Genomic DNA, 25,860 nt, shown 5'->3' with positions numbered 1-25,860 from the left:
ATAAGTATAATAACACTTATCTGGTTTGAATACTTCGAATTAACGAGTACGTGGAGCAATCTCAGTTTGAGCGAAGAAGTAGTTAACTTCACGATCAGCAGATGCTACAGAATCAGAACCGTGAGCAGCATTTTCGTCGATGCTTACAGCGAAGTCAGCGCGGATAGTGCCTGGAGCAGCTTCTTTAGGGTTAGTTGCGCCAAGGATTTCACGGTGAGCAAGAACTGCGTTTTCGCCTTCAAGAACTGAAACAACAACTGGACCAGAAGTCATGAACGCAACTAGGTCAGCAAAGAAACCACGTTCTTTGTGCTCTGCGTAGAAACCTTCAGCTTCAGTTTGAGTCAAGTGTTTCATTTTAGTTGCAACGATTTGAAGACCAGCTTTTTCAAAACGAGCAAAAATGTCACCAATGTGGTTTTTAGCAACTGCGTCTGGTTTTACGATAGATAAAGTACGTTCAATAGCCATGATTGGCTCCTTAAGTCAATGTAGACATGAAAATTTTGGCGCATTATACCGACATAATGCACAATTTTCTGCTTTTACTCTGTAAAAAGTTGCTTTTTTCGATGCAAGGATTATCGCGCTTCGTCAATCCATGCCATTTGAATTGCTTCAAGCAAACCTTCAGTCGACTTGGTCGGATCATCACTAAAGTCTGGTAAGGCACACACCCAAGCATGTAAGTCTGTAAAGCGAATCCACTGCGGATCAACATCTGGATGAGCTTCATACAACTCAATAGCAATATCAATAGTGTCTGACCAACGTAAGCCCATGGTGGAGTCTCATCACAATGTAGAAGATGCTGTACTGTAGCAAACTCTGAAATTTAAGCGCTAGTTTGTTTGAGATAAAACTGGGCTTTTTTACAACACGATATTTAAAAATGGTGCACTACAAATTAAAGCCACTGCTACAACTGCGCCAATTGCAGCCCCGACTAACACATCACTTGGATAATGTAGCCCTAAAATCATGCGTGACGCGGCAACTAAAACAGTAAAAGGCAACATGAGTACCAATAAAATCGGCTGTACGAAGCCCAATAAAGTACTCACCATCACCGCATGTAAAGTATGGCCCGAAGGAAAACTAAAGTGATCGAGCGGTCGCTCACCCATTCGAATCACCTGATGTACTTGATAGGGTCTTGGGCGAATAGTTTTGATTTTTAAGACCTTATAAATTAAAGTCCCGCACAATGAACCAAGAACCAAATACACGATTTGCAAACTGTAGACCAAGCCTTGCAATAACCAAGTTAAAGCCAACATCGTGTACCAAAAGATGCCATCTCCCAATCGACTGATCCGCTTAAAAAAATTAGCTACAGCATGCGAATGGGAGAAATGATTGAGATAGACACAGCCTTTTAAATCTAAATCTAATATTCTTATTTTTGCAGTTTTAAGATTCATACCACTTCTCCTTAACAACAATGTTGAAAGTTCAGCTGGAAAATCATTGTTATATGACGATTTAATTCATCAAAATCGCTTCTCGTTAAGCTCATATTAAAGGGTATTTTTGACAGTTTGATGATTTAAGTTAAAACCCATCAAAATTACCCAACTCATCTTTATCACGGACGCTTTAATACAACTATTGGTTAAGGGGCTGCCTTAATATTGGCCACGTGATATAAGGCTTGCTCAAACTGTTTCACAGGATACTGCCAACCCACACTCTCAATGTCTTGACGCGCTTGAGTTCCCATACATCTAAGCACCTTTTGCTCTGGCAACTGCATAATAGCTTGCATAAAGTATGCCACTTGTCCACAAGGACTCAACCACCCTGTTATACCTTGCTTGATATAGCGCTGTGGACTGGCATAGTTATAGGCCACCACGGGCAAGCCACTGGCCATGGCTTCGAGTACCACATTGCCAAAAGTTTCTATTTGGCTAGCAAAAACAAAAACATCCGCACTGGCATAGGCTTGAGCGAGTGACTGTCCTGTTAAGCTGCCTGTAAAAATCACATCTGAACCACTGGCCATCTCCGTTAAACGCTTACAATCTGGCCCATCCCCCACAATCACCATTTTAAATTTGCGTGATGACTGCTTCTTGATATTCAAATAGCTTTGAATGAGCACATCCACCTCTTTTTCAGGAGATAAACGCCCTACATATAAAAGCACAGTGGTATTTGCATCTGCCTCCCAACGCTGACGCAGTTGTTCTGAGCGATGCTCTGGATGGAAGCGAGCTGTATCTACCCCTCGTCCAACCTCAACCAAAGGGCAAGTCACACCAAAGGCCTTAAGCTGATTTAACGTAGTTTGACTAGGCACACAGGTGAGTAGCGTATGGTTATGAAACCAGCGAAGATAACTTTCAATCGGTTTGACCAGTAAAGCCAAATCAAAGAAGCGACTAAAGTCATGAAAAGTTGAATGAAAGCCACTCGACACTGGAATTTGATGTGCTTGAGCAGCATACAGTGCCGTCAACCCCAACGGTCCTTCCGTCACAATATGGACCACATCTGGTGCGAAGCGTTCAATCGCTTTGCTGACTTTAACATACTGTGGCATACCAAATTGCATGTCGGCATATTTAGGAATGCTCTTTGCCCAAACCAAACACTCCTGTTCTGCCTGAAAGTCGGTACATATGGTTTTTTGTACTGGGCGGATGAGCTGAATACGATGCCCCAGTTTTTGCAAACCTTTACACAGTTGTAATAAAGAGTTCGCAACACCATTGATTTCTGGTGACCATGTTTCCGTCACGATGGTTATTTTTAACTTGGGCTTGAGTGTTTCTTGAAGGATAGAAAGTTCTTGCTGAATATTATGCTGATGTTGTTGCTTGAGATAAAACCGCTGAGGTTCTGGGAAATTGTGCTGTTTGAATAATTTTGTTGTCATTGAACCGATCATGCTATTCCAAACTTTTCTTATTTTCCTCCAAGTTTAGGCAAACTATTTGACAGTTTTATGATAATGAATGCAATCAAATAAAAAGATACCTATGATTAGTAGGTATCTTTTTACATATTAATAGGTTAAAGACCTAAAATTTAAAACATCAAATTAATATACAAGCTATCTTTATACACACCTGCTGGGGTTAAGGCAGTTGGGCGCTCCATCAATTGCACCAAGACTACAAACTTATTTTGCTCAGTTGCTGGTTGAGCAATAGGGCTATTCCAACGTGATGCACTTGCTCCTGAAATATTCATTTGAGTTCTCAATTTATAGTTTTTCTCATTGACTAAATAACTACTCCCTGTTGCATTAGTTAAATTACGCGAATTGAATTTAATCGCGTAATTACTATCACAAGCCACTGAGAAAGAAGTTGCAGCTTGACTAAGATACGATGAACTTAGATTCAACTGGCTTGAAGTTAAACGCTCAATTTGACACTGTTTTGCATAAGCTATTGGGGTGGCCGCTACACAAAACAGCAGTATAATAATGTTCAGTTTCATGGCTCTACTCCATTTATTTACACTGAAGATCCAGTACTGATGAGTTGTCATCATTCTTAGTATCTGTAATTGTAAGTTCTGCCGAACAACTGCGTGCTTCTTTAGTTTTAATTTGTATCTTATATGTTCCCGGAATCAAACCATAAAGCGTTACGCTACCATCGGTAGAAATCGGATAAACCTCTCCTTCACCATTATTATCAATATAAAGCTCTGAACCAGCAGCAAAAGACCGATTGTTACTATCTACTGGCTTAACAGTGACTTGTTTCGCATGGAATACTGGGAAATTGATGATATAGCCGCGTTGATTTAAAGCTGTTAATTGTTTGCTTGAATACTGTATTTTATCTTCGATAGGTAGTTGATTTTGATCAAATGCAATGTCGTATTTAACATAAGGAATAACATCATGAATAAAGGCATACCCCTTTTTATTAGTTTTATCAACATAGGTCAGCGATCTTAAAATATCAATATCTTGGTAATCCCCTACTTTGACTAGAGTAAATGCATTATCAACCATTTTAGTAAAACTGATTTTATTACCCAACCAAACAACTGCTCCTCGATAATTTAACTGTGATTCACGATCTTCACGACCTTGCACATGATAGAAATCTAAATCTCCTACATCTGTTTTAACAACACCATTAAAGTTAAACATCGTGTCTTCACTACGACGGTTTACTCCAAGAGAATAATCGAAACCGACTTGATTGGAGTCATATTTCACTAACTGGAGGTTTGTATTTTGGTCAGCTGATTGACTAAAGTAAACGGACTTATTATCAAAACTGTAGCTAAGTGAGAGAATGCCGCCTGAGTCTTTCCTGTCACCAAAAGAGTTGAAATAACTCAAACCAAATGAAATTCGACGACCAAAATTCCGATTAAACCCAACATTTATTACCTTTTGGTTACTATTAGGAAACTCAGGATTTTCATAGTATTTTTGTTCTGCATAGTTAATATTTAGATTATGCAAATAGGGCACATTACTCATACCAAAATATGCAAGATTTTCAAATTTCGGATAGTTAGAATTGGCACCTAACTCATCTCCTAAAAATTTAAAATCTTTTTCTGTATATTTTGAACTCGCCCCCATTGAAAATCGACCAAAGTCTTTACTTGCGGATAACCCATAGGAATAATTAAATTGGTTTTCATCATCATGAGAAGCAAGAACAACACTATCGAGAACAAAAATATTACTAATCGCTTGTGTCCACATGAACCCTATATTTTGTATATCTTTACTGTAAGATAAATTGCTTCCTAACGTAGTTGAGTTTGACATACCTCTGCGAAAATAAGTATTCACAAAGAAGTCCCTATAATCACTGCTATCCAAATTATAGTTGTAACGAAGTTTACCTGCTGCAACACTATATTCATTCAAACCAGATCGTAATAGTCTATTGGTCACCATAATAGGAAAGCTTTGTACACTTCGATTCCCGAGTACATCCTCAACTACAATTTGCGCATTACCTGCTTGTTGGATTTGTGCCCCCATCAGTAAGTTATAATCACCAGGGCTCACCTTTTGATTATAAATATTTACGCCATTTATATATAAATCAACAGTAGAAGGAACGCGTGCACTCCCTTGTAAACTTGGCATATTCCAGTACACAAAATTTGGTCTTTCAGTGTAATTCGTCCCCCAATTTAAACCTGCAAAACGTAAAGAATTAATCAAAGGGTTATATGTAGTTGTAGTATCCCCTATCGTTAAGCGAGTCATATGTTTAGGAAATTCAAAATCGACACTACTACTTAGGCGAACCACCCGCTCATCAGTGGGGGTATTCTGATACAACATCGAGTTTTTCATGATCCAATAATCTTTGAAAACCCCTAGCTCCATAAGTCCACTATATGAGTTATTAGAATTACTAGTTGCATAAAGAAAATCATAATTTATGAAACCACCAAAACTGGCTTTTTCTGGAATAACACTTCCATTTAAGTTATTAAAATCAGATTCAAAAGAGTCTGTAGGAATAGTCAATTTAATGGATTGTGATGAGTCATCAAACGCTGACTGAATTACTCCTGATGACACTGAACAAAACTCTGGCCGAGAGGAGAGCGTTTTTAATTGGCTCGTTGTAATTTGACGTTCTGCCAGTATATTACATTCAATATAGTATTGATCGCCTTCTTTTAATAAGGCAACATCCGTATGATGATCTAAATCATTAATCCATAAATTTGCAATATTCTCTTCCAGCACAGCTTCACTGGCATTCACATTTAGTGCAAAAAAAATATGAATAACGATAAGTATTCTTATTTTCGTATTCATCGTAAACTCCCCACCTCAGACTAATCCGAGAATTTGAGTTCCACCATTTTATCGTTCTTATCAGTAAACAATTGAACATAATAATTTTTAGGATTTGATATTCGTGTATTGTTTAAATCATAGGACGTGCTTTTATTTGCAAGCAAATAACTCATAGTCTCCGTTTTAAAAACTTCTTTTTTATTAGCATCGACAATCTTCAAATTTGCAATTTGAATATGTGAATTCGCGTTATTTTTAACAACGAGTTTATTATTTTCCACATTAAATTTGAGTTTAACATCTTCTTGCTTTCCAACAAAGAGTGGCAAGTTAAAACTTACAAGAAAATTCACAGATGACTCTTTCACTGCCTGCGGAATCTCATCAACCATCACACGCCATGTCCCTTCTTGCTGTCCACTTAAAATAGACTCAATGGGACGGTTAAAGCCCACACGAATAGTCTGTTTACCATTCGGCTGCAAAATAAAGTTTTTAGGATTAATAATTAAGGAGTTATCAGGCTCCAGTACGTTTTCGCCATTTTCTTTTTGCGTCCACTTAAATGCTTTTACTTCAAAAATTCTCTTCTCAGTTTCATCTTTAGATTCTAAGGTAAGTGTTGTGGTTCTTTGTTTTATTGGATTTTGAATATACATTTGGACTGGATCAACTGAAACACCAGCATTTGATACCGACATATAAAACATCGAAGACACCAAAAGCGCTATTATTTTTTTCATGTTACACCGCCTTATTATAATTTATAAAAAAACCTAACCTGATGCTGTGATCAAGTTAGGTTTAGTAAAAAATTAGTAATAGACTTTGATACGATAAGTATCAGTATATGTACCCGCACGTTGGAATGCACCAACTGCTGCATTAGTTACCGAAACAGAATATTGATCGTCAGCTAGACCATTATGATTTGAATTACCGAATGGAATTACACCGCCACCTGTTTTATTTGTAACAATTGTTGTTGGTACACGAACACTGCCATCGTCCTCATGTTTAACATAAGTACTTGCACTTGTACCTGTGTTCGCTGTTTGAATGTTAAGTGTATAGTGCGTATTACTACGTACAGTGTAATTTGAACTTTGTGTTCCACCATTTTTATTCAGCGTAATGGCACTACCGCCAAGCACTTCACATTTTTTAGGGATTTCTAATTTAATAGGAATATCTTTTTCACAACCTAGAGAAGTACAGTTCCCCCAGTTATAACTAGGGCGTGATGCTGTATCATCCTCTGCATAAAGGGCTGTAGAACCTGCACCTAATAGTGTTGCAACTAGTGATGCTTGAAGTATTTTATTCATAGCTACTCTCCGAGATTTTTCTTTTAAAACTGATTAATTGTTATGATCACCCTTAATTAAACTGGACCTTGTTTGGCTACCAAGCTTTTCTTAAGTGTGTTTTTATTCTAGTTGTTCTGTATAAAAAACCATCTATGCAGCCTTTTTCACTCAAATAAAGAACCAACTTTAAAACCTCAACAAAGTAAAATTAAAATAAAGTTTTTATTGATATTTTATTTATTAATTAACTTTGTAAATCCCTAAAAATAGTTACACTACTTTCAGTGATACACAATTTTAGTGCTTTTTTATATTTTAAGTAGATCTCTGTTTTATCTTAGAAATTTTTAACATTTCAAATTTACATTTAATTACATATTTAGGTGAATAATTTCTTAACCCGCTAAAAAATCCATTTTTCATCTTTTTTTTACTTTACATTTCTACTAATTATTAAATTTAGGTCGATCATCTCGCTAAAATTCAAAGTTTATTCACATGCTATTTACCCAATTTCAGTGATTGAACAATATGACTAAAATCACATAATCAAGCCTTAAATTTACATGACCTACTATTTTAGAAATCAAAAACTCACACTAAAAACCCAAACGTAATGATAGGTACACTTTTTTGAGAGTTTAATTTATTGCAATAAAGCCCATGGATACGTTATTAATCCAATAGTTTTTTGACGATATATGCTGCCCATATATCTAGCACTGAAATGAAATAAACGTGGACTCCATATAACGATTTTGAACACGGGTAAGATCAACTTATAGCTGTGTACCGATAGCCATATCATGGCCCTATTTATACTCACATCTTTTTAATTAATAGCTTTGCCCCACATAAAACATGATAGTAGATCAATAAAAAAACCCTACCGAAGCAGGGTTTTATTACTTAAAATAAGCTAGATCAGAAACTTAGTTCTTTTCTTTATCTACAATCTTGTTCGCTTGAATCTAAGGTACGAAAAAAAAGGGAAAGCATTGCTTTCCCTTTTTTAAAGGCACGTAACATAACCTTAGTTCTTTTCTTTATCGACGATCTTGTTTGCTTGAATCCAAAGTACGAAAAAGATGAAAGCACTGCTTTCATCTTTTTGAGGCACGTAACAATAAAAATAGAAAAAACCCACTCAAATAGAGTGGGTTTTCGCATTCAAATCAATTGATTCGAGAAATTAATTCTTCTCTTTATCAACGATCTTGTTTGCTTGAATCCAAGGCATCATCGCACGTAACTTACCACCAGTTACTTCAATACCATGTGCTGCGTTTTGACGACGACGTGCAGTCATTGATGGGTAGTTCAACGCACCTTCGTTAATAAACATCTTCGCGTATTCACCAGATTGGATACGTTTAAGTGCATTACGCATCGCTTCACGAGACTGTTCGTTGATCACTTCAACACCAGTTACGTATTCACCATATTCAGCGTTGTTAGACACTGAATAGTTCATGTCCGCGATACCGCCTTCAAACATCAAGTCAACGATTAACTTAAGTTCGTGTAAGCATTCGAAGTAAGCCATTTCAGGTGCATAACCTGCTTCTACTAAAGTTTCGAAGCCCATTTTCACAAGTTCTACCGCACCACCACAAAGAACTGCTTGCTCACCAAATAAGTCAGTTTCAGTTTCTTCACGGAATGAAGTCTCGATAATACCTGTACGACCACCACCTACACCAGAAGCATAAGAAAGTGCTAGGTTACGTGCATTACCAGACGCATCTTGATGAATCGCGATTAAGTCAGGAACACCCGAACCACGTTGGTATTCAGAACGTACTGTATGACCTGGTGCTTTTGGTGCAACCATGATTACGTCAAGATCAGCACGTGGAACAACTTGGTTATAAAGAACAGAGAAACCATGAGCAAATGCTAATGTTGCACCTTCTTTGATGTTTGGCTCAATCACGTCACGATAAAGTTGTGATTGGAACTCATCTGGAGTCAAGATCATGACTACGTCAGCTTGTGCTACAGCAGCAGGAACTTCAGCAACTTTAAGGCCTGAATTTTCAGCTTTTTTCCAAGAAGTAGAACCTGCACGTAAACCTACAGTTACGTCTACACCAGAATCTTTAAGGTTAAGCGCGTGTGCGTGGCCTTGTGAACCGTAACCAATGATCGCTACTTTCTTAGATTGGATGATAGATAAGTCGCAGTCTTTATCGTAAAAAATTTGCATTGCTGTCTCCGCTAAAATGCTTGGTATTCTGTAATTCCATCAAGGGGTTTATTGTTTGATGAAATCCTCCTCTTTCTCAAAAGGAGGTTGAATCGTGTTAATAAATTAAATGGTTAAAACTTTTTCGCCACGCGCGATGCCTGAAACACCTGAGCGTACAACTTCCAGAATGGTGTTTTCTGCTAACGCATCAATAAAACCATCAATTTTTTCAGTCGTACCCGCAATTTGAATGGTATACGTCGTTGGAGTGACATCAACAATTTGCGCACGGAAAATATCAGCAGTACGTTTAATTTCAGCACGTGCCGAGCCAAGTGATTTGACTTTAATCAACATCAACTCACGCTCAATGTGCGCACCTTCAGACAAATCAACCACTTTCACCACTTCAACCAATTTGTTGAGCTGTTTGGTGATTTGTTCAATTTTATGGTCATCGCCATAAGTCGTTAACGTCAAACGAGATAAGGTCGGATCTTCGGTTGGTGCAACATTTAAAGTCTCAATGTTATAACCACGTTGAGAAAATAAACCTACCAAACGAGAAAGCGCACCAGCTTCGTTTTCTACAAGTACAGAGATAATGTGTCTCATGACGTGCGCTCCCCTTTACCTAACCACATATCTTGCATTGACTGACCTGCAATAAGCATTGGATAAACATGCTCTGTACGGTCAACCATCACATTAATAAATACGCATTTATCGTTGATCGCCATTGCTTCAGCAAGCTTCGACTCTAGCTCATCCGCATGGTCAATTTGAATGCCAACATGACCATATGCTTCCATTAATTTAGGAAAGTCAGGTAATGAATCAATATAAGAACTTGAGTGACGTCCTTCATAGTTCATATCTTGCCACTGCTTCACCATCCCTAAAGCTTGGTTATTCAAGCAGAGGATTTTTACGTTTAGGCCATATTGCTTACAGGTCGAAAGCTCTTGGATACACATCTGAATCGATGCTTCACCCGTGATACACACCACTTGTTGGTCAGGGAAAGCCAATTTCGCCGCCATCGCATAGGGTAAACCTACACCCATGGTGCCTAAGCCACCTGAGTTAATCCATTGGCGTGGACGTTTATACTTATAATAGTTCGCACCAAACATTTGATGCTGGCCTACGTCAGAAGTAATGATCGCATCACCATTGGTGATTTTATCCAGCGCTTCCACCACTTGTTGTGGTTTCATTACGCCGTTTGCACCAGACTCATAACGCATGCCATGAACTTTACGCCATTCATTGATTTGCGCCCACCAAGCAGCGATATCTTCAGGATTTGGTTTAGACACATTCATTTGTTTCAACTGTGTCAACATTTCCTGAAGGACAGGTTCTACCGCACCCACGATCGGGATATGCGCCATGATGGTTTTTGAAATCGTCGCAGGGTCGATATCAATATGAATCACTTTGGCATTTGGACAGAATTTTGCTGGATTATTGGTCACACGGTCATCGAAACGCGCACCGATACACAAAATCACATCAGCATTGTGCATGGTCATATTGGCTTCATAGGTACCATGCATACCCAACATGCCAATAAACTGCGGATCATTACCTGGAAATGCACCAAGCCCCATCAAGGTATTGGTGACTGGGAAGCCCAAAATGTGCGCCAGTTCAGTTAACTGTGCAGAAGCATTCCCCTGAACCACGCCACCGCCGGTATAAATCACAGGACGTTTAGCATGAATCAGCTCTTCAATCGCTTTACGAATTTGACCTGAGTGACCACGATGTGGCGGTTGATACGAACGCATCTTCACTTTTTCTGGGTATTCGTAAGCAAATTTCTCAGCAGGATTGGTTGCATCTTTTGGAATATCGACCACAACTGGACCCGGACGACCAGAAGCTGCAATATAAAATGCCTTCTTAATAATCGAAGGAATTTCGCTGGCATGGCGCACTTGGAAACTATGTTTTACGATCGGACGAGAAATACCGACCATATCTGTTTCTTGGAATGCATCTTCACCAATTAAATGTGACGCAACCTGACCTGACAAAATCACCATTGGGATTGAGTCCATATAAGCCGTTGCAATTGGAGTCACAGTATTGGTTGCACCCGGACCTGAAGTCACGAGGACCACACCCGTCTTACCTGTTACGCGTGAGTAAGCATCTGCCATATGACCAGCAGCTTGTTCATGGCGCACGAGGTAATGATTGATTTTGTCTTGTTGAAAGAACGCGTCGTAGATATGTAAAACTGCGCCGCCTGGATATCCAAATACATGTTCAACGCCTTCGTCCGCCAATGCGCGAACGAGCATTTCACCACCAGATAAAAGTTCCAACGTGATTCACCCTAATCTTTATCACTGCAATGGTGGAAGGCACCAGCAGTGTTTCATTCATTGATTGTCTGCACTGTTATAGCACACATATTTCTTAGTTTTCATAGCAATAGGAAAAAATTCTGATCTGTATGCTGTTTGAGCAATATGAGATCTAAAACGTGTTGGGATAAACACATTTTTTTACTTTGTTCACGGTCTCGGCTAGAAAGCGTGTCCATTGCATGAAATGACACTTTATCGAAGGGTGATCGAGTAAAGGCATATAAAACTAAAGACAGCATTTTTAGGAGTTTCGTGACTAAAGTCAAGTTTAAAAATTAGCTTTTTTTTGTTTATTTACAGAGCGTTTGTTTTTTATTCATCACGGACAAAGAAAACTGAGCTGCTTTTTCTTGGTTTTTTAGTGCAAAAACAAATAGATTTCTATTTCACTGAATTTATTAATAAAAAAACATAATAAAACCCATAAATAAGTTTAATAAGATATTCACCCAAATTTAAATCCAACATCTATCTCAGATTTTTTCAGTTTTAAATATAGATCAGCATTTATACATCAGGTTTTAGCATAACCTTCTTATTTTCATACTGTGCCATAACGCATATTTCACACTTTAAACTGAGGATTTGACCTGCAAAACATTTCAAAAACACAGATGAAAAAATGCATCAAACACTGCTTATTGCTCTAAAATTGGCATAAAATAACGACAACGATAAACCCGATAAAATCCAATGACTACGGATATAAAAAGGACAATGGTAGATGAGTATTCAGTTTGCAAGAATGGCAGCATGTTTGGTGGGGATGGGGCTTGCAATGGGCAGCACACAAAGCTTTGCTAAAACTTATTATAAGTGGGTCGATAATCAAGGCTCGACACATTACACCACGACGCCTCCACCTAAAACAGCAAAGAAAAAAGGCAAAGTCGATACCTATGGTTGGAAAAATTCGCCACAAGCTGCGTCATCGGAAGCACCTCCACCTGCCAATATGCCAAATACCGTACCAGCTCCCCCCAATGCTGTACCAAGCGCTGCCCCAGCAGCACCAGCGGTTGAGTTAGAAAATCAACGACGTGAAGCGAATGAAGCACTTCAACAAGGCCAACAAGTCCGCCCTGCGGTTTAATCATTCCTTACGGTTCCAGATTAATTTTCAGCCTCTTTAATTTCCTGCACAAAACATAGCGCAAAATTCACTTTTAGGTGCATTTTGCGCTATGCTGTGCAACAAACTTTTTAACCATTGTTCTACATACGTATATGACTACTCACATTGACCCTGAATATCAAGCGAGCGCGATTGAACCTACCGTCCAACAAGACTGGGAAGCTCGTAAAGCCTTTAAAGTTGCCGACTCTGTAGAAGGTCCACATCGTTATATCCTCTCGATGTTCCCTTATCCAAGTGGCAAACTGCATATGGGTCATGTGCGTAACTACACCATTGGTGATGTCATCAGCCGTTTCCACCGTCTCAAAGGGGAAACCGTCCTGCAACCTATGGGTTGGGATGCTTTTGGTTTACCTGCTGAAAATGCTGCGATTGCACACCAAGTTGCACCTGCAAAATGGACCTTTGAAAACATCGCATATATGCGTGACCAATTAAAAAAATTAGGTCTATCAGTCGATTGGGATCGTGAATTTGCGACTTGTACCCCTGAATACTACCGCTGGGAACAGTGGTTGTTCGTGCAACTTTATAAAAAAGGCCTTATTTACCGTAAACTTTCAACAGTAAACTGGGATCCTGTGGATCAGACGGTACTGGCCAATGAACAAGTTGAAAATGGTCGTGGCTGGCGTTCAGGTGCATTGGTTGAAAAACGTGATATTCCAATGTATTACTTCCGCATTACCGACTATGCGCAAGAATTATTAGACGATTTAGATACCTTAAAAGACGGTTGGCCACAACAAGTCTTGACCATGCAACGTAACTGGATTGGTCGCTCACAAGGAATGGATATCACCTTCCCTTCAGCGAATCCTGAAATTTACGCAGACGGCCTTACTGTATTCACCACACGTGCTGACACCTTAATGGGTGTGACTTATGTTGCAGTTGCAGCAGAACATCCAATGGCGCTGAAAGCTGCGGAAAATAATGCTGAACTTAAAGCATTTATTGAAGAATGCCGTATGGGTTCTGTGGCTGAAGCTGACCTTGCCACTGCTGAAAAGAAAGGCATGGCAACAGGTCTGTCTGTGAAGCATCCTGTCACTGGCGAAGAAATTCCTGTTTGGATTGCCAACTACGTGTTGATGTCTTATGGCTCTGGCGCAGTGATGGCTGTACCTGCACACGACGAACGTGATTTTGAATTTGCCAATAAATACGGCTTAACCATCAAACAAGTGATTGATGCTCAAGGTGCAGACGATGCAGACTTTGATGCTGCACAATGGCAAGAATGGTATGGCTCTAAAGACGGTAAATTGGTCAATTCAGCAGAATTTGACGGTTTAGACTTCCAAGCTGCTTATGATGCGTTCCTTGCAAAATTAGAACCAACAACTCTTGCAAGCACGAAAGTCCAGTTCCGTTTACGTGACTGGGGCGTATCGCGTCAGCGTTATTGGGGTTGCCCAATTCCAATGATCAACTGTGAAAAATGTGGTCAGGTTCCTGTACCTGAAGAGCAACTTCCAGTGGTCTTACCAACTGATGTCGTACCTGATGGCTCGGGTAATCCATTGAACAAGATGCCTGAGTTTTATCAAACCACTTGCCCAAGCTGTGGTGGCGACGCACGTCGTGAAACTGATACTTTAGATACCTTTGTAGAGTCATCTTGGTACTATGCACGTTATGCATCTCCTGATTTTACTGATGGTTTAGTTAAACCTGAAGCTGCTCAAACATGGCTTCCTGTAAACCAATACATCGGTGGTGTTGAACACGCGATTCTACACTTACTTTATGCACGCTTCTTCCACAAATTGATGCGTGATGAAGGCGTAGTACAAGGCAATGAACCATTTACCAACCTGTTAACTCAAGGTATGGTCTTGGCAGACACTTATTACCGTGAAGCTGAATCAGGCAAGAAAACTTGGTTTAACCCTGCGGATATCGACCTCGAACGTGATGAAAAAGGTCGTATTCTGTCTGCGAAATACCAAGGTGATGGTCAGGACGTGATTGTTGGCGGCCAAGAGAAAATGTCGAAATCGAAAAATAACGGTATCGACCCACAAGCTATTATTGATCAGTACGGTGCAGATACGGCACGTGTGTTCATGATGTTTGCAGCTCCACCAGATCAATCACTTGAATGGTCTGATGCAGGTGTAGAAGGCGCAAACCGTTTCTTGAAACGTGTATGGCGTTTGGTTGCCAGCTTCCTTGAAAAAGGCAATGCAGCCTCTGCAATTGATACTGCTCAACTGTCTACAGAAGCACAAGACTTACGTCGTAAAACGCATGAAACCATTCAAAAAGTGGGTGATGACATCGAACGCCGCCATGCCTTTAACACGGCTATTGCAGCAATGATGGAACTGTTAAATGCGAACAATAAGTTTGAAGCGAAAAATGATAATGATGTTGCGGTTGCTCGTGAATCGATTACAACGCTTTTAACTTTACTTGCGCCATTTGCACCACATTTAAGCCAGACTTTATTGGCTGAATTTGGACTGGACTTAACCAGTGTATTGTTCCCGACTGTAGATGAATCTGCACTCACACGTAATACGCAAACGATTGTGGTTCAAGTGAATGGTAAACTGCGTGGCAAATTAGAAGTGTCTGTCGATACATCGAAAGATGAATTGCTTGCACTGGCTAAAGCATTACCAGAAGTTCAACAATTCTTGACAGGTCCAACCAAGAAAGAAATTGTGGTTCCAAATAAATTAGTGAATTTGGTGGTTTAAGGCCTTTGAGCCTCCCTTTTATAAAGGGAGGTTTGGTGGGATTTTATTAGAAGATCTCCCTTGCGAAGCATTGCTTCTCACCTCTTTCAAAAAGAGCGGGAAACGAAAAGGAATAAACAATTCCCAAACAAAGCCCGTTGCCAGTCAACGGGCTTTGCACATACAATCACGACATATTATTTTTCTTTTATCAAAAAGAGCAAACAGAGGACAACACATGCATTTAGGCAAACGTTTGGCAGCTATTGTTTTAACTTGTGGCCTAAGTGCTGGCTTGGTCGGGTGTGGCTTTCATTTAAAAGGCACCAATCCAAGCGCAACACCGATTGCTTATTCAAAAATGAATTTGGTGCTTCCGAAGAACACCGATGAACTGCATGAAAAATTGGCCATTTATTTGGGTGCGTCAGGTGTACAGCTGAGCAGTGGATCAGATGCCTATGTGCTTCGCGTGCTAGACTATAAACCACAGCGTTTAGAGCTGAACGGCAAACTGATTGAAGTATTACTACGCCTCAATGTCACCTTCCGTATCGAAGATGCGCAAGGCCGTGCGCTGACTGAACCACGAACCGTAGTTGCAACGCGTAGTTATCAATACAACGTTGAAACCGTCAACACCGATGACCAAGAGAAAAACTATTTGAATCAAGTCATCGTGGATGATGTCGCGCAGCAAATTGTGCGTCAGATTTCTTCGAACCGCTTACCACCAGCACAGCAGTAAGGTTTAACAATGAAACTTGACTATTTGCAGGCCCTAAAACGTGTCGATGAAGCTCGCGGCGCGTGGATTATGCAAGGTCAAGAACCATTGCTTGAGCAAAATTTACTGGATGCATTTCGAGCAAGTTGGCAAAAGCAAGAGATTGAACGACAACGGCATGACATCAACAATGTCAATGACTGGAAAAATGTCTTTAATGCGCTCAATAGCTTGTCCTTATTTTCAAGTCAGCTTGCCATTGAAGTTCATGGCAATATTAAGCCCGATGCTAACGCTTTAAAGTTGCTAAAAAGCTATATCCAAAGCAATGAACAGAACTTGCTTTTGGTGGTGATGCCAAAACAGGACAGCGCCAGCCTAAAAACGGGCTTTTTCCAAACGGTTGAAGCCAATGGAGTGCATGTTGCCCTGACCGCGAATTATCCGCGTGATCGTCAGCAGATTTTAAGCATTGAAGCAGATAAGCTTGGGGTTAAACTGAGTCAGGATGCATGGCAGTGGTTAGAACAACACCATGAACACAACTTACTCGCAGCTAAAAATAGCTTAATGCGTGTCAGCGACACCTTTGCCGAGGTTGAGCTGATTCAGATTGATCATTTACATGCCTGCTTACAAGATCAGTCCCGCTATAGTACTTTCGATTTAAGTGATGCTCTGCTCGAAGGCAATCTGGCGCAATCGATTAAAATTTACCAATACCTGATTGCCTCAGGTGAACCCCTCAGTTTGATTTTGTGGAGCATCAGTAAAGAAATGCGTTTACTCATGCAACTGTTTGAGCAACCGCAAAATGCACTACAACTGGGGATTTGGAAGAATAAAGTCAGCGTCTATCAACACGCCTTACGTCGACTGAATCCGCAGTGCTTTTTAACGTGGCCTAGTCTCTTGCTTCGCATTGATGCTTCGATCAAAGGTTTGGGGCATGAAAATGCTGAACATGTCGTGATGCAAGCCATTGCAACGCTGTGTGGAAAGTCACTCTTCCCCGCTTAAATTACCGCAACGAGTCTTTTAAAAATAATAATCATTTCTATTTGTTCAAAAAATTCACGATTTATCCGTATTTCGCTTTTATACTATCTGCAATTCTGTTTACTCCCTGATTCCAATGCAAAAAATAAAAGCTGTCAAAATGGTTATCGCGGTACTATGTGTTGCCGTACTTGCTTATGTCGCATGGACATATTTCAAACCAAAACAAGAACAACCACAGTATATTAGCGAATCTGTCACTCGTGGTGATCTTGAAAATACGGTATTGGCGACAGGTACTTTAGATGCAACCAAACTGGTGAGTGTCGGCGCACAGGTCTCAGGTCAAGTACAGAAAATGTATGTGCAACTGGGTGATGAAGTTAAACAAGGACAATTGATTGCGCAGATTGATTCAACCACTCAAGAAAACAGCTTCAAAACAGCAGAAGCCAACATTAAAAATTTGCAAGCACAGCGTCTACAACAAGAAGCTAGTCTTAATGAGGCGCAACTGGCCTATAAGCGTCAACAGCAAATGTATGCACAAGATGCTACATCAAAAGCAGAATTAGAATCAGCTGAGGCCAGCTATAAAACAGCACAAGCACAAATTAAAGCCATTGATGCACAGATTGAATCTGCAAAAGTAACCAAGTCGACTGCACAAACCAATATCGGTTATACCCGCATTGTGGCACCGACTGACGGTACCGTGGTGGCGATCGTGACTGAGGAAGGTCAAACGGTAAACGCCAATCAAAGTGCGCCGACCATTGTTAAAATTGCAAAATTGCAAAACATGACCATTAAGGCGCAGGTCAGTGAAGCGGACATCATGAAAGTTGAAAAAGGCCAACAGGTGTATTTCACCACTTTAGGCGATGACAGCAAGCGCTATGCTAGCCTACGTCAAGTTGAGCCCGCGCCAGACTCGATTACCGATGAAAGTACCACCAGCACATCAACCAGCACCGCAATTTACTACAATGCGCTATTTGATGTACCCAACCATGATGGCAAGCTCCGTATTGATATGACTGCACAAGTCTACATCGTGCTCGATTCTGCAAAAAATGCGTTATTAGTCCCCTCTTCTGCGATTTCCACTCGTCCTGCAAATGCAAAGCGTAACAGCAGTTCAAATACGCAAGCTGCGTCATCGACACAAAGCAAATCGGACTCAGACCGACCTCAAGGTCCACGTCTTGAACGTCTGAATTTAAATGCAGCACAACAACAATTGGTTAAAGAAGGCAAAGCTACGCTGAGCGTAGTTCGTGTCTTACAAGCGGACGGCTCAGCTCAACCCAAACAAATTTTGGTGGGGATCAATAACCGCGTCAATGCACAAGTGCTTGCAGGCTTAAAAGAAGGTGATCAAGTGGTGATTGCAGACAGTTCGGAGAACACTGCGGCTTCTGCAAATAGCAGCAACCGCCGTCGTAACAGTCCACCAATGGGAATGTAAGCATGACCAAAAAAGCCTTGCTTGAAGTCAGCAATCTGGTGCGAGAGTTTCCTGCTGGCGAAAGTACTGTCCAAATTCTCAAAGGCATTGATCTGACCATTTACGAAGGTGAATTGGTTGCCATTGTCGGTCAGTCAGGTTCAGGTAAATCCACCCTGATGAATATTTTGGGCTGTCTCGACCGCCCGACCTCTGGGAGTTATCAGGTCAATGGTCGCGAAACCGGTAAACTCGAACCGGATCAGTTGGCCGAGTTACGTCGTGAGTATTTTGGTTTTATTTTCCAGCGTTACCACCTTTTAGGCGACTTAACTGCAGAAGGTAATGTTGAAGTACCTGCGGTTTATGCAGGTGCAACACCGTATGCGCGTAAACAACGTGCCACTGCTTTACTGACAGAATTAGGACTGGGCAATAAAACTCAAAACCGTCCGAGTCAACTTTCTGGGGGGCAGCAACAACGTGTCTCGATTGCACGTGCCTTGATGAATGGCGGTGATGTCATTCTCGCTGACGAACCGACAGGTGCCCTAGACTCGCATAGTGGCGTGGAAGTGATGCGGATTTTGCGTGAGTTAAATGCCGCAGGCCATACCATTATTTTGGTCACTCACGATATGCAAGTGGCAAAAAATGCCTCACGGATTATCGAGATCAGTGATGGACAAATCATTGCAGACCGTGTCAATCAACCTGAGCACGACACTGAACTACATAACGACCCTGATGCAGAAACGGCGATTTCTGCCCAACAAGAAAAAAATAAAAGTGTCTCCGCATGGCGTTCCCTACTCGACCGTTTAGGTGAAGCCTTTCGTATGGCACTTTTGTCGATGAATGCACACCGCATGCGAACCTTTTTGACCATGCTCGGCATTATTATCGGGATTGCCTCGGTCGTGACAGTGGTGGCTTTGGGTAATGGGTCACAACAGCAGATTTTAAGTAACATCAGTAGTTTAGGAACTAACACCATTACGGTGTTCCAAGGGCGCGGTTTTGGTGACAACTCCAAAACGGCCAACTTTAAAACCCTTGTTCCTGCCGATGCTGAAGCGCTCGCCACCCAACCGTATGTGAGTGCGGTCAGTCCAATGGTGAGTTCATCTAAAACCATTCGCTATCAACAAAGTGAAGCCAATGCCACCATTAATGGTGTCGGTGGCGATTATTTCACAGTGAAAGGCCTGACCTTCAAAAATGGACAAACCTTTGACCAGCGAAGTGTCCGCGACCGCACCCAAGACGTGGTCATTGACACCAATACACAAAAACAGTTTTTTAGTGATGGTAGCAGTCCGATTGGGCAAGTTGTACTTTTGGGCAGTGTTCCTGCACGAATTATTGGTGTAGTCGAACCACAAACCAGTGCTATGGGTTCCGATGATACTTTGAATGTCTATATGCCCTACACCACGGTCATGAGTCGTATGCTCGGTCAAAGTAATGTGCGTAATATCGTGGTGCAAATCAACGATAAGTACTCCACTAGCGCGGCTGAAAACGCAATTGTGAACTTACTCACCTTGCGCCATGGTCAACAAGATGTGTTCACCATGAACAGCGATAGTATTCGCCAAACCATTGAAAAGACCACCAGTACCATGACCCTATTGGTTTCTGCAATTGCCGTGATTTCTTTGGTGGTAGGTGGTATCGGTGTAATGAATATTATGTTGGTTTCAGTGACCGAACGGACGCAAGAAATTGGGGTTCGGATGGCGGTGGGTGCACGTCAAAGTGATATTTTGCAGCAGTTCCTGATTGAAGCCATTTTAGTCTGCCTGATTGGTGGCGTGTTAGGCGTGTTGCTCTCGCTGGGTCTAGGACAAATCATTCAAAAATTTGCTGGGGGTAATTTCGGGGTTGCCTACTCAACCACCTCGATTATCGCCGCATTTGTATGCTCGACTTTAATTGGTGTGGTGTTTGGTTTCTTGCCTGCAAAAAATGCAGCCAAACTCGACCCTGTTGCAGCACTTGCCAGAGAATAAGGAAAAAATATGCCTTTTTTATTAACGCGCCTTTGTACCGCGATGCTGCTTGGCAGCACGTTGGTTGGCTGTGCAGCTGTGGTTAAAACACCTTATCAAGCACCAGCAGTACAGACGCCGACTCAGTTTCAATACGACAAAGCAACATCACAACAACGTCAACAAGCCTTGTATGCCGATCAATGGTGGACGTTATTTGGTGATGCACAGCTCAATCAACTGATCGATGCTGTGCTCGCAAAAAATGCCGATTTAGCCGTTGCAGGGATGACCTTAAAACAAGCGCGCTTACAAGCAGAACTGGCTGAAAATCAGCAAAAGCCACGGGTGAGCTCTACGGTATCTACAGGCCATCAGTTCGACTTAAACTCAGGCAATGACAGCTCAAGTGGCCTGTCTTTGGGTGCTGGCTTAAGTTATGAAGTCGATTTATTTGGTAAATTGGCCCGTCAAACGGAAGCAAAAAGATGGGAAGCACTGGCAACTGAGCAAGATTTACAAGCCACTGCTCAAAGCTTAATTGGCACCACGGCGAAATTATATTGGCAGTTGGCCTATTATAATGAAAGCCTTACAACGGCTGAGCAAAGCCTTGCAACCTCACAAAAACTCTACGACTTGGTTAAAGTTCAGTATCAAGCTGGGGCTGTATCAGGACTGGACTTAACCCAAGCTGAACAGTCAGTACAAAGTCAAAAAGCCAGTCTGAGTCAAATTCAGCAAAGTTTGGTCGAGACCCGTACCACAATTGCCGTGTTACTGCATATGCCTGTGCAGCAGTTAAGTATTGATGAACCACAGCGTTTACCACGTTTAGCTTTGCCAAGTATCGCAGCGGGCTTACCTGCCGACATTTTGTCGCGCCGTCCAGACTTAAAAGCGGCTGAGCTTCGTTTACGTGAAAGCTTAGCGACCAAAGATGCCACCACGGCGAGCTATTATCCTTCGATCAGCTTGACTGGAAATCTTGGTTCAAGCAGTACCTCACTCACCCAACTGCTGAAGAACCCAGCCCTAACCTTAGGCGCAAGTTTAAGTCTGCCGTTCTTGCAATATAACGACATGAAACGTGACCTTGCGATTAGTCAATTGGACTATGAAAAAGCCATCGTGCAATATCGTCAAACCTTGTACCAAGCCTTTGCCGATGTGGAAAATGCATTGTCTGCACGTACTGAACTCAGTCAACAAGTACAATTGCAACAGCGAAATTTGGAACTTGCTGAAAAAGTGGAACACTTGACCCAAGTGCGTTATCGCTATGGTGCTGTGGCTTTAAAAACCTTGTTGGATCAACAAGAAACCACGCGCACTGCGCGCTTAACTTTGGTCAATACCAAACAAAGCCAATACAACGCTTATGTGACGTTGATGCAAGCCTTGGGTGGAAGTCCTGTAAAAGAACTAGTAAAACAATAGTCCTCGCGCTATGGTTTTGCTCTGTTATTCTTTCACCAGATCTGGATTATTCTGGATCTGGTGAATACGTTTAATATTGTCCTGATCATCAAAAACAACTTCATACGAAAGTTGCTGACCATCGAAATACATCTCAGCTGGAGAGCCAATCACTTCCCATAGACCAATCGAGGCAATATCCGCAGTCGTGTGCCATAACGTACGACTGATTCTGGCTGCTTTTGAGTAGCCCTGTTGGAAAGTATAAATCTCTTTACGCTCTCCATTAACGGTTTCTGAGGTGACTGGCGCACCCAATTCAGAAATCACATAATTACGGTGTTTTCCAACCTCTAAAACTGTCAAATTCTTTTTATGCGGCTGGTTACTCGCCATCACCGCGGCACAACCTTGAAGTGAAAGAAGAGTGACTAATCCAAAAACAACAGTTATTTTTTTCACGCTTTAACCTACCCCGAAAGCTCAAAATTATATGCTTATTGACTTTATCTTTAGAATTTTAATTCAACAAAAACTAGGATTTATTAGCATATAAAATATTAGATGACAAATGATTAGGTATATTTTTCGATATGTTTATAAATATAGTTAATTATTAAATTGAGTATCACATTAAAATTTTTAGCTATAAATTGTTGTATAGTCGCAGTAATATATGCATAAATAAAAAAGCACCTCATAAGGTGCTTTAATTTATTGCTTAAGTATGTTTATAGTGTCTCGTTTGATATTCGAGAAGTTCTCGAACTTGTTGTTTCAGGTCTTCTGCTAACCCCCAGTTTTGAGCCAACTTATCACAATTTTTGACTTTAACTGGTGTGAAACTAAACTTCGCTTTAAGTTCTGTCAGTACATTTCGTAGTTTTGCTTTAAGCTCTTGAGAAACACAATTAAAGCGCATTAATTTATCTACTATATAACCAGCAGCTTTTGCAGAGAATTCAGATAAATGTTTCACTTGAGGTACGAAATTTTCATGCCACATAGCTAAAGCAACAGTCTTGACATCTTCAAAAGATACTAAACTGAACTCACTACTGACCAATCTATCAAAAACTTCTTGTGTACGTTTCATTGTTACAAACCTACGATGATTAATAATCATACTTCCTCTATGCATCTTATAGCATAGTCTACGTTCTTTTGCAAACTATCAGGCGTAGGACTGTAATACACAGCATCTCTTGCTACACGTTGAAAGTCTTCTAAACTAAAACGTTCTGCTTTATAAAGTGAAATAATATCTTTTAAATCATCTTCCGCCAATCTAGATAGCTTAGATACAGCAATATCAACCGCACTCACTAAGAATATATGTAATACACTGTCCTCACTTACTAAAGGTATAGCATTTTCTTTGTAATCAGGACCTAAGGATGGCAAACCAATATTAAAATTTATATCAAAATCTAGGCTTGACTCACCTGCCTCTGGATCATCAAAATAGACAGGATCAAGCTCTAAAATTATGCTGTTGATATCAAGTTTGTTTGCAGCGATTAATTCTGCATCTAAATCATTACTTCCACGTGCATTTGTATACAAGTGAACTGCACAACCTCCAAATATATAAGCAGTTATTGAACCAGCAACTAAGTCTCTGTGATTGTCTTTGATTAATTGAGCCAAATCATTGAATAGTTCAAAAATAGCCTTTGCTAAAGGTGTTTCAGTGTGTAGAGTGACCATGCGCTATCTCTAGATGAAGTATATGAGTTGACATTTTTCTTGTAAACTCAATCAAATTTTAAATCTTTTGAAAATGATTATCAACGTTTCAGCTCTTTAGTTTTAATAAATTTTTATTTTATAAAACAACAAATTAAATTAACTTTAAAGCAACAATATTAGGAGCTTAACATATTGCTATAATTTTTAGAGCCTCACTCTCTTAAAAATAAAGCCGCTATAAAAGCGGCTTTATCAAATAATTTGAATCAATCTAATTATTCGTCGAGCATCAAGTCTGGGCTCATACCTACCGTATTGAAACCTGCATCGACATACATGATTTCACCGGTAATACCATTTGCCCAAGGTGAGCAAAGGAATAATGCAGCATTACCGACATCTTCAATGGTCACATTACGTTTAAGTGGTGAAATTTTTTCGTTTACATCTAACATTTTGCGGAACGACTTAATCCCTGATGCCGCCAAAGTACGGATTGGCCCTGCTGAAATCGCATTCACACGAATCCCTTCTGCACCCAAGCTTGATGCCAAGTAACGTACGCCCGCTTCTAATGATGCTTTCGCCATACCCATCACGTTGTAGTTTGGCATCACACGCTCAGAACCTTGGTAAGTCAAAGTCAATAAGCACCCTTGACGAACTAAAAGTAATGGCTTCGCAGCACGTGCCATAGCGATGAAACTATACGCACTGATGTCATGTGCCACTTTAAAACCATCACGATCAGTTACATCGGTAAAGTCACCATCCAAGGTATGCGCAGGCGCAAAACCAATCGAATGCACTACACCGTCTAAACCATCCCAATGTTTTGCCAATTCAACAAAAGTCTGTTCAATTTCAGCATCGACAGCCACATCACATGGTAGAACAATCGTTGAGCCAAATTGTGCTGCAAATTCATCTACACGTTTTTTCAGTTTTTCATTTGGATAAGTAAATGCAAGTTCCGCACCCTCACGGTGAAGCGCTTGAGCAATACCAAATGCAATTGATAATTTACTTGCAATACCTGCTACTAAAAAACGCTTTCCAGCCAATAGTCCTTGTGCCATGTGACTCTCACTCAAAATAATTTATCTGCATAATGCCAAGTTTAAGTTGAAACCGAAATTGCATAATGCGCCTTTTTTCAATTCATCAACATTCAATAACAAATACGCCCCGATGAAGGGGCGTATTTGTAAAACTAGGAAGATTAGTCATCGCCACGCAGCATGCTGAGTAGACGTAGGAATGAATAGTACATCCACACCAGAGTCGCTAGTAGTGCAATACCACACAGCCACTCCATCGCTTTCGGAGCATGTTGTGCCGCAGCACTTTCAATCAAATCAAAATCTAGAATTAAGTTAAGTGATGCAATCACTGCAACAAAAGCGGCAAAACCTAAACCTAATAAATTGTTTTCAAATAAAAATGGAATGCTTGAACCAAAAGCCAAACGCATAACCATCTGCACCACAAACACAATCGCGATGGCAATTGATGCCGACATCACTACAGATTTGAATTTTTCAGTGGCACGAATAATTTGGAAACGATACAAACCAAACATCACTAAAGTGGTGACAAAAGTTGCCAACAGCGCTTGTAAAGGGACACCCGGATATTTCAATTGAAAAATAACCGACACCCCACCTAAAAAAGCACCTTCAAACAAGGCATACGGAATGGCAAGGGTACGTGCGGTATTTGGTTTAAAAGTTGCAATTAGGCCTAAAATTAGACCACCAATCGCACCGACTAAGGTTGCAGCATAGGCTAGCGAAATATTTAAGGTCATGAAACAGTATAAAAACAGTGCCATACCGACCACAGCTGCAATCACTGTAAGTAATACAGACTTCTGAATAGCACCTTGAACAGTCATCGGTTGACTATAGTCCGCATGTGTTTCCACGCGGTTCAAAATAGGGTTATTACTTTGCATAACTCAACTCTTTGTTATAATTTAATTAATTTACTTTATCATAAAGCGTGTTTTAAACTTGTATAGCAAAAAAGTGTTTCTTTTTTCTACACAAACACCCTCAGCTCTATTCTATTCAATTTCAATAAAAAAGAGGCTAGCGCCTCTTTCTTTACTA

The 25,860-nt window shown here is 40.6% G+C and carries 23 protein-coding genes; 7 read left to right on the top strand and 16 right to left on the bottom strand.

Going from position 1 to position 25,860, the window contains the following annotated elements; all coding sequences use genetic code 11:
* Nucleotides 1-39: 39 nt before the first annotated feature.
* The 11 genes from ndk to F946_RS13725 all read right to left on the bottom strand — a co-directional run bounded on the left by ndk (nucleotide 40) and on the right by F946_RS13725 (nucleotide 11,592).
* Nucleotides 40-471 (bottom strand): nucleoside-diphosphate kinase, encoded by a 432-nt coding sequence (gene ndk, locus F946_RS13775; protein ID WP_004983508.1) that lies wholly within the window; start codon nucleotides 469-471, stop codon nucleotides 40-42.
* Between the two features lie 110 nt (nucleotides 472-581).
* Nucleotides 582-782 (bottom strand): Fe-S cluster assembly protein IscX, encoded by a 201-nt coding sequence (iscX, locus tag F946_RS13770; RefSeq protein WP_004697668.1) that lies wholly within the window; start codon nucleotides 780-782, stop codon nucleotides 582-584.
* 90 nt (nucleotides 783-872) lie between these two features.
* Nucleotides 873-1,424 (bottom strand): phosphatase PAP2 family protein, encoded by a 552-nt coding sequence (locus F946_RS13765; RefSeq protein WP_004697666.1) that lies wholly within the window; start codon nucleotides 1,422-1,424, stop codon nucleotides 873-875.
* Nucleotides 1,425-1,615: 191 nt separating this feature from the next.
* Complete coding sequence (locus F946_RS13760; RefSeq protein ID WP_004983507.1) at nucleotides 1,616-2,896, bottom strand: glycosyltransferase family 4 protein; 1,281 nt, start codon at nucleotides 2,894-2,896, stop codon at nucleotides 1,616-1,618.
* Between the two features lie 140 nt (nucleotides 2,897-3,036).
* Nucleotides 3,037-3,453, bottom strand: coding sequence for a hypothetical protein (locus tag F946_RS13755; protein ID WP_004983505.1), 417 nt, complete (start codon nucleotides 3,451-3,453; stop codon nucleotides 3,037-3,039).
* Nucleotides 3,454-3,466: 13 nt separating this feature from the next.
* Entirely contained in the window at nucleotides 3,467-5,770 is a 2,304-nt protein-coding gene (locus F946_RS13750) for a fimbria/pilus outer membrane usher protein (protein WP_004983502.1), read from the bottom strand.
* Between the two features lie 20 nt (nucleotides 5,771-5,790).
* Nucleotides 5,791-6,495, bottom strand: a complete 705-nt coding sequence (locus F946_RS13745; protein ID WP_004983499.1) for a fimbrial biogenesis chaperone — start codon at nucleotides 6,493-6,495, stop codon at nucleotides 5,791-5,793.
* Between the two features lie 72 nt (nucleotides 6,496-6,567).
* Nucleotides 6,568-7,080, bottom strand: coding sequence for a hypothetical protein (locus tag F946_RS13740; RefSeq protein WP_004983496.1), 513 nt, complete (start codon nucleotides 7,078-7,080; stop codon nucleotides 6,568-6,570).
* 1,174 nt (nucleotides 7,081-8,254) lie between these two features.
* Nucleotides 8,255-9,271, bottom strand: coding sequence for a ketol-acid reductoisomerase (ilvC, locus tag F946_RS13735; protein ID WP_004983494.1), 1,017 nt, complete (start codon nucleotides 9,269-9,271; stop codon nucleotides 8,255-8,257).
* Between the two features lie 105 nt (nucleotides 9,272-9,376).
* A complete protein-coding gene (gene ilvN / locus F946_RS13730; protein WP_004697653.1) occupies nucleotides 9,377-9,868 on the bottom strand; it encodes an acetolactate synthase small subunit in 492 nt (163 codons plus the stop codon).
* Entirely contained in the window at nucleotides 9,865-11,592 is a 1,728-nt protein-coding gene (locus F946_RS13725; protein WP_035327125.1) for an acetolactate synthase 3 large subunit, read from the bottom strand. The genes ilvN and F946_RS13725 overlap by 4 nt, the downstream gene beginning before the upstream one ends.
* 790 nt (nucleotides 11,593-12,382) lie before the next feature.
* Here F946_RS13725 and F946_RS13720 point away from each other — a divergent pair.
* The 7 genes from F946_RS13720 to F946_RS13690 all read left to right on the top strand — a co-directional run bounded on the left by F946_RS13720 (nucleotide 12,383) and on the right by F946_RS13690 (nucleotide 22,075).
* Nucleotides 12,383-12,730, top strand: coding sequence for a DUF4124 domain-containing protein (locus tag F946_RS13720; protein ID WP_407637091.1), 348 nt, complete (start codon nucleotides 12,383-12,385; stop codon nucleotides 12,728-12,730).
* Nucleotides 12,731-12,864: 134 nt separating this feature from the next.
* Nucleotides 12,865-15,486: a leucine--tRNA ligase gene (leuS, locus tag F946_RS13715; RefSeq protein WP_004983486.1), complete on the top strand. Its 2,622-nt coding sequence runs from the start codon at nucleotides 12,865-12,867 to the stop codon at nucleotides 15,484-15,486.
* A 217-nt stretch (nucleotides 15,487-15,703) separates the two neighbouring features.
* Nucleotides 15,704-16,213, top strand: a complete 510-nt coding sequence (locus tag F946_RS13710; protein WP_004983482.1) for an LPS-assembly lipoprotein LptE — start codon at nucleotides 15,704-15,706, stop codon at nucleotides 16,211-16,213.
* 9 nt (nucleotides 16,214-16,222) lie between these two features.
* Nucleotides 16,223-17,212 carry a DNA polymerase III subunit delta gene (gene holA / locus F946_RS13705; protein ID WP_004983481.1) on the top strand — a complete coding sequence of 330 codons (990 nt, stop codon included), beginning with the start codon at nucleotides 16,223-16,225 and terminating at the stop codon, nucleotides 17,210-17,212.
* A gap of 115 nt (nucleotides 17,213-17,327) precedes the next feature.
* Complete coding sequence (locus F946_RS13700) at nucleotides 17,328-18,662, top strand: MacA family efflux pump subunit (protein WP_004983480.1); 1,335 nt, start codon at nucleotides 17,328-17,330, stop codon at nucleotides 18,660-18,662.
* 2 nt (nucleotides 18,663-18,664) lie between these two features.
* On the top strand, nucleotides 18,665-20,656 hold the full coding sequence (locus tag F946_RS13695) for a MacB family efflux pump subunit (protein ID WP_004983479.1): 1,992 nt from the start codon (nucleotides 18,665-18,667) through the stop codon (nucleotides 20,654-20,656).
* A gap of 9 nt (nucleotides 20,657-20,665) precedes the next feature.
* Nucleotides 20,666-22,075, top strand: coding sequence for an efflux transporter outer membrane subunit (locus F946_RS13690; protein WP_004983478.1), 1,410 nt, complete (start codon nucleotides 20,666-20,668; stop codon nucleotides 22,073-22,075).
* Between the two features lie 24 nt (nucleotides 22,076-22,099).
* Here F946_RS13690 and F946_RS13685 read toward each other — a convergent pair whose 3' ends face one another.
* The 5 genes from F946_RS13685 to F946_RS13665 all read right to left on the bottom strand — a co-directional run bounded on the left by F946_RS13685 (nucleotide 22,100) and on the right by F946_RS13665 (nucleotide 25,703).
* Nucleotides 22,100-22,516: a hypothetical protein gene (locus F946_RS13685; RefSeq protein ID WP_004983477.1), complete on the bottom strand. Its 417-nt coding sequence runs from the start codon at nucleotides 22,514-22,516 to the stop codon at nucleotides 22,100-22,102.
* A 259-nt stretch (nucleotides 22,517-22,775) separates the two neighbouring features.
* A complete protein-coding gene (locus F946_RS13680; RefSeq protein ID WP_212749327.1) occupies nucleotides 22,776-23,150 on the bottom strand; it encodes a hypothetical protein in 375 nt (124 codons plus the stop codon).
* Between the two features lie 26 nt (nucleotides 23,151-23,176).
* The gene (locus F946_RS13675) at nucleotides 23,177-23,764 is read right to left on the bottom strand and encodes a DUF6036 family nucleotidyltransferase (RefSeq protein WP_004983475.1); all 588 of its coding nucleotides are present in this window, start codon (nucleotides 23,762-23,764) and stop codon (nucleotides 23,177-23,179) included.
* Nucleotides 23,765-24,021: 257 nt separating this feature from the next.
* Entirely contained in the window at nucleotides 24,022-24,825 is an 804-nt protein-coding gene (locus F946_RS13670) for an enoyl-ACP reductase FabI (RefSeq protein ID WP_004983469.1), read from the bottom strand.
* A 143-nt stretch (nucleotides 24,826-24,968) separates the two neighbouring features.
* On the bottom strand, nucleotides 24,969-25,703 hold the full coding sequence (locus F946_RS13665; protein WP_004697636.1) for a Bax inhibitor-1/YccA family protein: 735 nt from the start codon (nucleotides 25,701-25,703) through the stop codon (nucleotides 24,969-24,971).
* Nucleotides 25,704-25,860: the final 157 nt, after the last annotated feature.

The sequence above is a fragment of the Acinetobacter johnsonii ANC 3681 genome, assembly GCF_000368805.1.
GTDB lineage: Bacteria > Pseudomonadota > Gammaproteobacteria > Pseudomonadales > Moraxellaceae > Acinetobacter > Acinetobacter johnsonii.
This window is presented reverse-complemented; position numbering and strand designations above follow the sequence as displayed.

Coding starts and splice junctions, on each gene's coding strand:
- F946_RS13745 (WP_004983499.1), bottom strand. CDS start 6,495: ATGAAAAAAATAATAGCGCTTTTGGTGTCTTCGATGTTTTATATGTCG.
- ilvC (WP_004983494.1), bottom strand. CDS start 9,271: ATGCAAATTTTTTACGATAAAGACTGCGACTTATCTATCATCCAATCT.
- F946_RS13680 (WP_212749327.1), bottom strand. CDS start 23,150: ATGAAACGTACACAAGAAGTTTTTGATAGATTGGTCAGTAGTGAGTTC.
- F946_RS13695 (WP_004983479.1), top strand. CDS start 18,665: ATGACCAAAAAAGCCTTGCTTGAAGTCAGCAATCTGGTGCGAGAGTTT.
- F946_RS13690 (WP_004983478.1), top strand. CDS start 20,666: ATGCCTTTTTTATTAACGCGCCTTTGTACCGCGATGCTGCTTGGCAGC.
- leuS (WP_004983486.1), top strand. CDS start 12,865: ATGACTACTCACATTGACCCTGAATATCAAGCGAGCGCGATTGAACCT.
- F946_RS13750 (WP_004983502.1), bottom strand. CDS start 5,770: ATGAATACGAAAATAAGAATACTTATCGTTATTCATATTTTTTTTGCA.
- F946_RS13740 (WP_004983496.1), bottom strand. CDS start 7,080: ATGAATAAAATACTTCAAGCATCACTAGTTGCAACACTATTAGGTGCA.
- F946_RS13700 (WP_004983480.1), top strand. CDS start 17,328: ATGCAAAAAATAAAAGCTGTCAAAATGGTTATCGCGGTACTATGTGTT.
- iscX (WP_004697668.1), bottom strand. CDS start 782: ATGGGCTTACGTTGGTCAGACACTATTGATATTGCTATTGAGTTGTAT.
- F946_RS13765 (WP_004697666.1), bottom strand. CDS start 1,424: ATGAATCTTAAAACTGCAAAAATAAGAATATTAGATTTAGATTTAAAA.
- F946_RS13665 (WP_004697636.1), bottom strand. CDS start 25,703: ATGCAAAGTAATAACCCTATTTTGAACCGCGTGGAAACACATGCGGAC.
- ndk (WP_004983508.1), bottom strand. CDS start 471: ATGGCTATTGAACGTACTTTATCTATCGTAAAACCAGACGCAGTTGCT.
- F946_RS13755 (WP_004983505.1), bottom strand. CDS start 3,453: ATGAAACTGAACATTATTATACTGCTGTTTTGTGTAGCGGCCACCCCA.
- F946_RS13675 (WP_004983475.1), bottom strand. CDS start 23,764: ATGGTCACTCTACACACTGAAACACCTTTAGCAAAGGCTATTTTTGAA.
- F946_RS13670 (WP_004983469.1), bottom strand. CDS start 24,825: ATGGCACAAGGACTATTGGCTGGAAAGCGTTTTTTAGTAGCAGGTATT.
- ilvN (WP_004697653.1), bottom strand. CDS start 9,868: ATGAGACACATTATCTCTGTACTTGTAGAAAACGAAGCTGGTGCGCTT.
- F946_RS13710 (WP_004983482.1), top strand. CDS start 15,704: ATGCATTTAGGCAAACGTTTGGCAGCTATTGTTTTAACTTGTGGCCTA.
- F946_RS13720 (WP_407637091.1), top strand. CDS start 12,383: ATGGCAGCATGTTTGGTGGGGATGGGGCTTGCAATGGGCAGCACACAA.
- holA (WP_004983481.1), top strand. CDS start 16,223: ATGAAACTTGACTATTTGCAGGCCCTAAAACGTGTCGATGAAGCTCGC.
- F946_RS13760 (WP_004983507.1), bottom strand. CDS start 2,896: ATGATCGGTTCAATGACAACAAAATTATTCAAACAGCACAATTTCCCA.